Here is a 412-nt window from a genome sequence, read left to right on the forward strand (position 1 = left end):
GGTTGAAGGCTTGCTGGCCGTGGGAATGGATATCGGCATCGATCTGCGAGAGTTCGATCAAATCTTTCTCCGACTGCTTGAAGTCCATGATCGTATCGCACGCATTTTTCGACGTCCCGATGTCGGAAGCGTGGGCAAACCAGAACACATCTGCTCCGCTGCCGCCGTAAAGCACGTCCGCGCCGGCTTCGCCGTAGATCTGGTCGTCGCCGCCGCCGCCTTTGATGACGTCATTTCCGGAACCGGCTTGGAACAGGTTGTTGCCGGCGTCTCCGACGAGAACATCGGCGTGGGTCGATCCGACGAGCAGTTCGATCGAGGAATAGGTATCGCCCTTGGCGTCGCCGGTGTTGGACGAGGGCGTGTTCATGTTGGCCGTTACACCCTTGCTTGCCGTGGCATAAGACACGAC

At 58.7% G+C, this 412-nt stretch carries 1 protein-coding gene; it reads right to left on the minus strand.

Translation table 11 applies throughout. The annotated features are described in order from the left end of the window. Positions 1-370 (minus strand): M10 family metallopeptidase C-terminal domain-containing protein (locus tag AC1D0P_RS30680; protein ID WP_477680181.1); only part of this gene is annotated, 370 nt, incomplete at its 3' end. Positions 371-412: the final 42 nt, after the last annotated feature.

The organism is Polaromonas sp. P1_G2, assembly GCF_056405515.1.